Below are 7,457 nucleotides of genomic sequence, written 5' to 3'. Positions count from 1 at the left end.
CCCGCGGGCGCGGCCGGTCCGGCCGCGGCCGGCGCGTACGCGGCGGGGGAGACCGCGCGGATCCGCCTCACCCGCGCGACCAACGGCGCCGCCACCGCCACCGCCACCGGGGACCGCGTCGTCGCCGAGGTACAGGGAGTCCTGTGGTCGCTGCCCCCCGACGGCGCCCCCGCCACCCGCCTCACCCCGCCCGACCTGGAGCCCGGCCGCCCGGTGTTCTCCCCGGACGGCCACCGGATCGCCATGAGCGCCTACCGGGGCGGCGCCTTCCACATCTGGGTGATGGACGCCGGCGGATCCGGCCTGCGCAGACTCACCGACGGCCCCTTCGACCACCGTGCGCCCGCCTGGTCGCCCGACGGCCGCCACCTCGCCTTCTGCTCCGAGCGCGGCGGGGACCCCGTCGCCGGCGGCCCGTACCGGATCTGGACCGTCCCCCTCACGGGCGGCCGCCCCGTCCCCCTCACCGGTCTCCCCGGGCAGCCGGGCCCCGGACAGGAGGGCGCCTGGGAGGACTTCGACCCCGTCTGGACCCCGGACGGCGCCCGCGTGCTCTTCGTCCGCGCCACCGTCGACGGGGAGACCCTGACCGCCCGCACCCTCGCCTCCGTCGCCGCCGACGGACGGGGTCCCGTACGCGTCGACCACACCGTCGCCGACGGCAGCCTGCTGACCCCCGCCGTCTCCCCGGCCGGCCGCACCGCCTGGCTGTCCGCAGCCCCCGGGCCCCGCAAGGCCCAGATCCTCACCCTGCACGCCGACGGCCGACCCGTCCCCCTCGACGGGGACCTCGCCCCCGCGCCCCCGCGCTGGATCGGCGACGACCGCCTGCTCGTCACCCTCGACGGCCGCTTCCGGGTGATCCGCCCGCACCGCGACACCACCGGCCGCGAGATCCCCCTCGACGCCACCCTCGACGTGCCCCGCCCCCGCTACCGCGTCAAGGAGTACGCGCTGGAGGCCGAGCCCGGACGCCCCGTACGCGCGGTCCACCTCCCCAGCCTCTCGCCCGACGGCCGCACCGTCGCCCTCGTCGCCCTCAACGCCCTGTGGACCGTCCCCGTCGCCGGGGGAGCCCCGCGCAGGATCGCCCAGGCCCCCGTGACCGCCTACCTCCAGGGACCGGTGTGGACCCCCGACGGCCGGGCGCTGATCTACACCGACGACCGCGACGGACTCAACACCGTACGGCGCCGCGAACTCGCCGGCGGCCACGAGAGCGTCCTCGCCGCCGACGGCCGCGTCTACGGCTCGCTCTCGCCCGACGGCACCCGGCTCGCGAGCCTCGACCTCGCCGGACGCCTCCTCGTCCGCGACCTCGCCACCGCCGCCGAAACCCCCCTCGTGACGGCCCTCGGCGGCGGCGGACTGCCGAGCCCGCCCAGCTGGTCGCCCGACGGCCGCCACATCGCCCTCTGCGACCGCAACCGGATCAGCCACCGCTTCCGCGAGGGCCACAACCTCATCCGGATCGTCGACACCACCACCGGTGCGGCCCGGCTGCACGCGCTCGCCCCGCACGCCTCCCTCTCCGACCGCTACGCCAGCGGCCCCGTCTGGTCGCCCGACGGCCGCTTCCTCGCCTGCGTCGCCGAATCCGCCCTGTGGCTGCTGCCCGTCACCCCCGACGGCACCCCCACCGCAGCCGCCCGCCGCCTCACCGACGAGTGCGCCGACCACCCCTCCTGGGCCGCCGACTCCCGCACCCTGCTCTACCAGTCGGGCGACCGGCTGCGCCTGCTCACCCTCGACGCCCACGGCGCCCCGGCCCGGCCGCCCCGCACCGTCCCGGTCGCCCTGACCCACCGCCGCCCCGCCCCCGTCGACACCGTCGTGCACGCCGGCCTGCTCTGGGACGGCACCGGAGCCCCGCCCCGCGCCGACGTCGACGTCCTGATCAGCGGCGGGCGCGTCACCGCAGTCGAAGCGCACCGGCCCGGCCGCCGCGCGGCCCGCACCGTCGACGCCTCCCGGGACACCGTCCTGCCGGGCTTGTGGGACGCGCACGTCCACCCGTACCCGTACACCTACGGAGCCCGCCAGGGCCTCCTGCACCTCGCCTACGGCGTCACCACCACCGTCTCCCTCGGCGGCTCCGCCCACGAACAGGCCCGCCTGCGCGACGACATCCGCGCCGAACGCCTCACCGCCCCCCGGCTGCTGGCCGGCGGCGAACTCCTCGACGGCTCCCGCGTCGCCTACAGCATGGGCCGCGCCCACCGCACCGCCGAGGGCCTCGCCCGCTCCCTGGCCCGGGCGCAGGCACTGGACTGGGACTTCGTCAAAACCTACGTCCGCGCCCCGTACGCCTTCATGGAGCAGGCCGCCCGCTTCGCACACGAGCGGCTCGGCGTCCTGGCCGGCTCCCACCTGTGCGCCCAGGGCATCGCCTCCGGCCAGGACCTCACCACCCACCTCGTCGCCACCGAACGCGCCGAACACGGCCACGGCGCCACCCCGGCCGGCCACACCTACGAGGACACCCTCGCGCTCTACACCCACGGCGGCTTCGACCTCATCGCCACCCCCTTCGCGGCCCTGCCGCTGATCGGCGCCGACCCGTCCCTCGCCGACGACCCCCGCGTCACCGCCCTGATGCCGCCCTGGGACGCGAGCGCCGTCCGGGCCGCCGCCGCCCTGCCGCCGACCGCCGAACAACTCACCGCCCTGGAACGGGAGACCGGCGTCTACCGGCGGGTCCTCGCGGGTGGCGGCCGGGTCGCCCTCGGCACCGACGCACCCCTCACCCCCGTCGGCCTCCACCTCCACCTCGCCCTGCGCGCCCTGCACCGGTACGGCTTCTCCCCGGCCGAGGCCCTCACCACCGTCACCCGCACCCCGGCCCGGGTCTTCGGCCTCGCCGACCACCTCGGCACCGTGGAACCGGGCAGGCTCGCCGACCTCACCCTCGTCGACGGCGACCCCTTCACCGACTTCGCCGACCTCGTCCGCGTCCGGGCGGCCGTGCGCGCCGGAACCCTCCACGAACGCGCCGCGCTCGAAGCCGCCCACCCCCGTGGCGCCGGGCCCGGCCCCGACTGGCAGCCGGTCCTGCGCCAGATGCTCAGGGACGGCTGCTGCACCCACCGGTCCCACGGCCACCACGCCTGACGGACAAGGGGGGTTATCCCCACCCCGGGGCGACCGGGCTGCCGGATGGGGGCCGGGGCCGCGGACAACGAGGCTTGCCCCATGACGAATTCCAGGAACCGCAGGAACAAGGCCCTCCTCCTCGCCCTCTGCGCCGCCACCGCCGCCACCACCCTGAGCGCCGTCGTCCCGGCGGCGGCCACGGCGCCCGGGGCGGGAGCACCGCTTCCCCGGCTCGCCTGGCACCCCTGCGCGAAGCCGGGCGGCCCCGCCACCCAGGAGTGCGCCGACCTGCCCGTCCCCCTCGACTACGCGAACCCGGCCGGCCCGCGGATCACCGTCGCCGTCTCCCGCATCCGCAGCGACCGCCCCGAGGCCCGCCGCGGCACCCTGGTCGTCATCCCCGGCGGACCCGGCGGCTCGGGCGTCCAGCGCCTCACACAGAAGGGCGCCGCGCTCCAGAAGCAGCTCGCCGGTGCCTACGACCTCGTCGCCTTCGACCCCCGCGGCGTCGGCGGCAGCACCACCGCCTCCTGCGGTCTCACCCCCGGCGACCGCTACCTCACCAGCCTGCGCGCCTGGCCCGCCCCGAACGGCGACATCTCCGAGAACCTCGCCCGCTCCGAGCGCATCGCCGAGGCCTGCGCCCGCAACGGCGGCCCCGTACTGCGCAGTTTCACCACCGCCAACGAGGTCGCCGACATGGACCGGCTCCGCGAGGTCCTCGGCGAACGCAAGATCTCCGCCTGGGGCGTCTCGTACGGGACCTACGTCGGCGCCGTGTACGCGCAGAAGCACCCGGAGCGCACGGACCGCTGGGTCCTGGACAGCAGCGGCGACCCCGACCCCGCCCGCCTCGCCCGGGGCTGGCTGGCGAACATGGGCCAGGGCGCCGACGACCGCTTCCCCGACTTCGCCGCCTGGGCCGCCCACCCCGACCGGGACCGCGACGGCCTGCGGCTGGCCCGCGACCCCGGGGACGTGGAGCCGCAACTGCTGGCCCTCGCCGCCTCCCTGGACCGTACGCCGCGGCCGACGACCACCCCCGGCGTGCCCCTGACCGGCAACGGCCTGCGCCAGGCCCTGCAGAACGCCCTGTACGGCGACTCCGCCTTCCCCGCCTTCGCCAAGCTCCTCGTCTCCCTCCGGGACCCGGCGGCCACCCCCGTCCTCCCGCCGGAGCTGGCGCAGCCGCTGCGCGACGAGGACGCCGCCCAGCTGGTCGCCGTGCTCTGCAACGACGTGGCCTGGCCGCGCGAGGGCGCCGCCGCCGGCCAGCGCGCCGTGGACGAGGACCGCGCCCGCCACCCCCTCACCGCGGGCATGCCCGTCAACGTTCTGCCCTGCGCCTACTGGAAGGACGCCCCGGAGCAGAAGCCGACCCGGATCACCGCGAACGGTCCGTCCGACATCCTCATGGTCCAGAGCCGCCGGGACCCCTCCACGCCCCACTCGAAGGGCCTGAAGATGCGCGAGGCCCTGGGCGACCGGGCGGTCCTCGTCACCGTCGAGCAGGGCGGCCACGGCCTCTACCTCGGCAACGGCAACGCCTGTACGGACCGCACCGTCACCACCTTCCTCACCACGGGCCGCCGCCCGGCCCACGACACCGACTGCGCCAACTGAGTGGCGTGACGGGGCGGGCGCTCCCGGGGACACCGCTGCCTCCGCCCCGCCCCCGGCCCGGGGGAGGGGCGGCACCCCCCTCCTCCCGCTCGGCGCCGGGACCTGGATCAAGGACGAGTCGCGCAACCCCACCTGGAACCACGAGGACCGGCTCAACCGCGTCACCGTCAGGGAGTTACGTCGGAGTGAATCGGCATGTGGGCCACGCGGACGGGTTGTGGCCGTCGGCTGGACTGCTGATCTGCTCTTCACCCAGCGTTTTTTCCAGGTCAGCAAGATCGCGCTTCATTTGCTGAAGTTGTTCTGAGCCGATCAGTGGGCCGAACTGCGTCGCGATGACGTCCGATTCCTGCGTGGCGGCGGCCGTGGCGGTCTCGATCGCGGCGACCTCGCCGAGCCGGCCCCGGTCCTTGGCTTCCTGGAAGCGGTCGATGGGGTTGGCGTGGGAGGCGCATGCAGACATCGCCGCCACCAGCCGTCGTGCCGTGCCGATGCGTGAAGTCCTCGGCTTCGCCCGGCCGATGGGCCCGACCGACCCGGGTCTCCTCGGCGCGGTATGGGTCATGGAGAACGCCGTGGGTGGACTGCGGGGCTTGTGGCCTTGTTCCCGATGCTCTGTGGGAGCGTATTTGGCCGCTGCTTCCGTTGCGTCCTGCGCAGTGGAGTTCGTATCAGGCTTCGCGTACGTACCCGGTCGGTTTGCGGCCGTTCTGCGCTTGCTGTGCCCGTTCGGCCATCATTCTCGCGAATTTTTCGAGACGGGATGTGGCGAATGCCTGGTCGTCGGCGTCAGTGCCCGTGATGGTCATGAGGACCGTGCCGACACGCAGCACCGTATAGACGCCACCTGGACCGTTGGTGCTGGCGCGCCAGGCGAAGGCCTTCCGCTCGTCGCCGATTGTCGGCAGAGGGACAGTGAGGTCCTCGCGCTCCTTGCCATTTGAGCCGGCGTCGACTTTATGGAAGAACTTGCTCGCGTTGTCCGCGTTCGTGAATCCCGTAACGCTGAAGGTGATTCCCGAGTCTACGTCTGGGCCTCCCATCAAATAACCGATGTTTTCGGAGGAGATCAGACCGGTACCCCGTGCGTCCGGATTGGTGTTGGGTTCCTCGTTCCGTGTCCAATTCGCTGGCACGCTGCCTGTGCTGGGAAGTATTTCCCGCAGCCGGTCAGGGCTGAGAACCGTCACCGCGTTTTCCTCGAGCGAGTCGCCGTCCGCGGCCCATCGCGTCGCGCCGTAGATGCCCAGGGCCGCCAGACTGGCAAGGATCAAGGCGACGGCAAGCAGCGACAGACGGGCACTGCGTGTGTCGTTGATCGTCACGGGTCCTAGGGCAATGGTGGAGCGGCCCTTCACCGTTGAACCGTGGATCACGATGTTGCCCGTGGTCTGACGTGGCGGCTCGGCAGGCTGGGGGCCCGCCAGAGCCGCGCCGATCCGCTGGCCGAACTCCGGATCGGAGGCCAGCTCAGTCCGGAGCAGCTCACGGAGTGAGGCCACCGCATCCGGGTCCCCAGGCCTTTCATCGACGGCCTGCACCACCGACCGGCCCCGCTCCTCTGCCCCGAAACGCTCGCGCACGATATCCGAAACGGCCTGCCCCACGCCCGCGCCCACCGCGGTTGCTGCGCCTGAGGCCACCTGCGTGAAAATCTCCACCACCGTCTCAACCATCAGCCCGCTCCCAGAGTGTGAGAACAAAGCGCCATTGTCACAAGCGGACCACCCCCCTCGGGGTAGGAATAGCTCACTCCGTACCGCACTTCAGGATGGCTGGGGCAGGCGGCGGAGGCAGATGATGCTGCAGGCGAGTTCGAGCAGGCTCTGGTGGAGGCCGGCCCGGCGTTCGTAGCGGATGCGGAGACGGTGATTGGTCCGGAAAGGGCGGTGCGGGCCGCCCGTGCCCCGGCGGGTGACCGGGTACCGCCGCCCGGGGGCCACGGTCGGCGGTACCCGAGCGCGTCACCCCCGCCGACGGGCCGGCGGTGGTTGACTGGCGGTCATGCCGCTCGATTCCTACGGCGTGCTGTCAGGGACGCTGCACAGCCACTTCCGCGACCAGCCCGACACCCAGGGGCACTGGTTCCACGTCAACCTGGAGGTCGACGTGCCCGCCGGGCGCTACCGCTGTGCCGTCGACGTGGACAGCAAGGAGTCGGCCACCGGCGTCCAGTGGAAGACCTTCACCCTGTCCGCCTCGCAGCTCGACCCGCTGCCCGCCCTGGCCGCCGGCTACCACGACCTGTCGATGTCGTCCGGCTCGGGCGCCGTCGACTACCTGCGCCACCCGGCCCTCGTGGACCGCCCCGGCTGCCTCTTCTTCCGCCGCCCGCCCGCGTGGATCCAGCACCTGCTGGACCGGCTGCACCCGCCCCGCCCGTGGATCTCCGGCTCCAACCTGGAGGCCGCGGGGGCGCTTGAGCCGATCCTCGTTCCCGGCCGGCCGATCCTGATCCTCGGCGAGCCCTTCGACCACGGCGGCCTGGGCATGCACAACATCCACCAGAACCAGGGCGACCCCTACGGCAGCCAATGGTGGCCCGACAACGGCACCTGGCAGGACGGGGCCACCTTCACCCGCCGCCCCGACGGCCTCTACGACGCCTTCCTCAACAAGTTCACCAGCCAGGCGGACCACACCGGCCCGGACGGCCATCCCCTCTAGCCAGACCCTGGCAACGGCCCGCGGGGACGGGCGACGGCCCGCGGGGACGGCCGCCCGGTGGCACCGGACGCGGT

The 7,457-nt window shown here is 73.9% G+C and carries 5 protein-coding genes and 1 pseudogene; 3 read left to right on the top strand and 3 right to left on the bottom strand.

Annotated elements, in window-relative coordinates; all coding sequences use genetic code 11:
• The coding region (locus tag ACEPPI_RS28460; RefSeq protein ID WP_373918127.1) for an amidohydrolase family protein at positions 1–3,111 on the top strand (3,111 nt) is incomplete at its 5' end.
• Positions 3,112–3,192: 81 nt separating this feature from the next.
• Positions 3,193–4,716, top strand: coding sequence for an alpha/beta hydrolase (locus ACEPPI_RS28455; protein ID WP_373918126.1), 1,524 nt, complete (start codon positions 3,193–3,195; stop codon positions 4,714–4,716).
• A gap of 175 nt (positions 4,717–4,891) precedes the next feature.
• Here the strand turns inward: ACEPPI_RS28455 and ACEPPI_RS28450 are convergent, their stop codons facing one another.
• From ACEPPI_RS28450 to ACEPPI_RS28440, 3 genes and pseudogenes are all read right to left on the bottom strand, one after another.
• Positions 4,892–5,281, bottom strand: a complete 390-nt coding sequence (locus ACEPPI_RS28450; RefSeq protein ID WP_373918125.1) for a hypothetical protein — start codon at positions 5,279–5,281, stop codon at positions 4,892–4,894.
• A gap of 106 nt (positions 5,282–5,387) precedes the next feature.
• Complete coding sequence (locus tag ACEPPI_RS28445) at positions 5,388–6,392, bottom strand: hypothetical protein (protein WP_373918124.1); 1,005 nt, start codon at positions 6,390–6,392, stop codon at positions 5,388–5,390.
• Positions 6,393–6,482: 90 nt separating this feature from the next.
• Positions 6,483–6,584 (bottom strand): annotated as a pseudogene (locus ACEPPI_RS28440) (IS5/IS1182 family transposase); the annotation flags it as partial.
• A gap of 136 nt (positions 6,585–6,720) precedes the next feature.
• On the opposite strand from ACEPPI_RS28440, the gene ACEPPI_RS28435 reads away from it, so the two are divergent.
• Positions 6,721–7,383, top strand: coding sequence for a DUF2278 family protein (locus ACEPPI_RS28435; protein WP_373918123.1), 663 nt, complete (start codon positions 6,721–6,723; stop codon positions 7,381–7,383).
• Positions 7,384–7,457: the final 74 nt, after the last annotated feature.

It is taken from the genome of Streptomyces sp. AB3(2024) (genome assembly GCF_041862025.1).
In the GTDB taxonomy this organism is placed as follows: domain Bacteria; phylum Actinomycetota; class Actinomycetes; order Streptomycetales; family Streptomycetaceae; genus Streptomyces.
Note: the sequence above shows the minus strand (reverse complement) of the source record. Positions and strands in the feature narration are given on the sequence as shown.

What these genes read in the sequence shown, in the direction of transcription:
- ACEPPI_RS28435 (WP_373918123.1), top strand. Translation starts at nt 6,721, where the DNA reads ATGCCGCTCGATTCCTACGGCGTGCTGTCAGGGACGCTGCACAGCCAC.
- ACEPPI_RS28455 (WP_373918126.1), top strand. Translation starts at nt 3,193, where the DNA reads ATGACGAATTCCAGGAACCGCAGGAACAAGGCCCTCCTCCTCGCCCTC.
- ACEPPI_RS28445 (WP_373918124.1), bottom strand. Translation starts at nt 6,392, where the DNA reads ATGGTTGAGACGGTGGTGGAGATTTTCACGCAGGTGGCCTCAGGCGCA.
- ACEPPI_RS28450 (WP_373918125.1), bottom strand. Translation starts at nt 5,281, where the DNA reads ATGACCCATACCGCGCCGAGGAGACCCGGGTCGGTCGGGCCCATCGGC.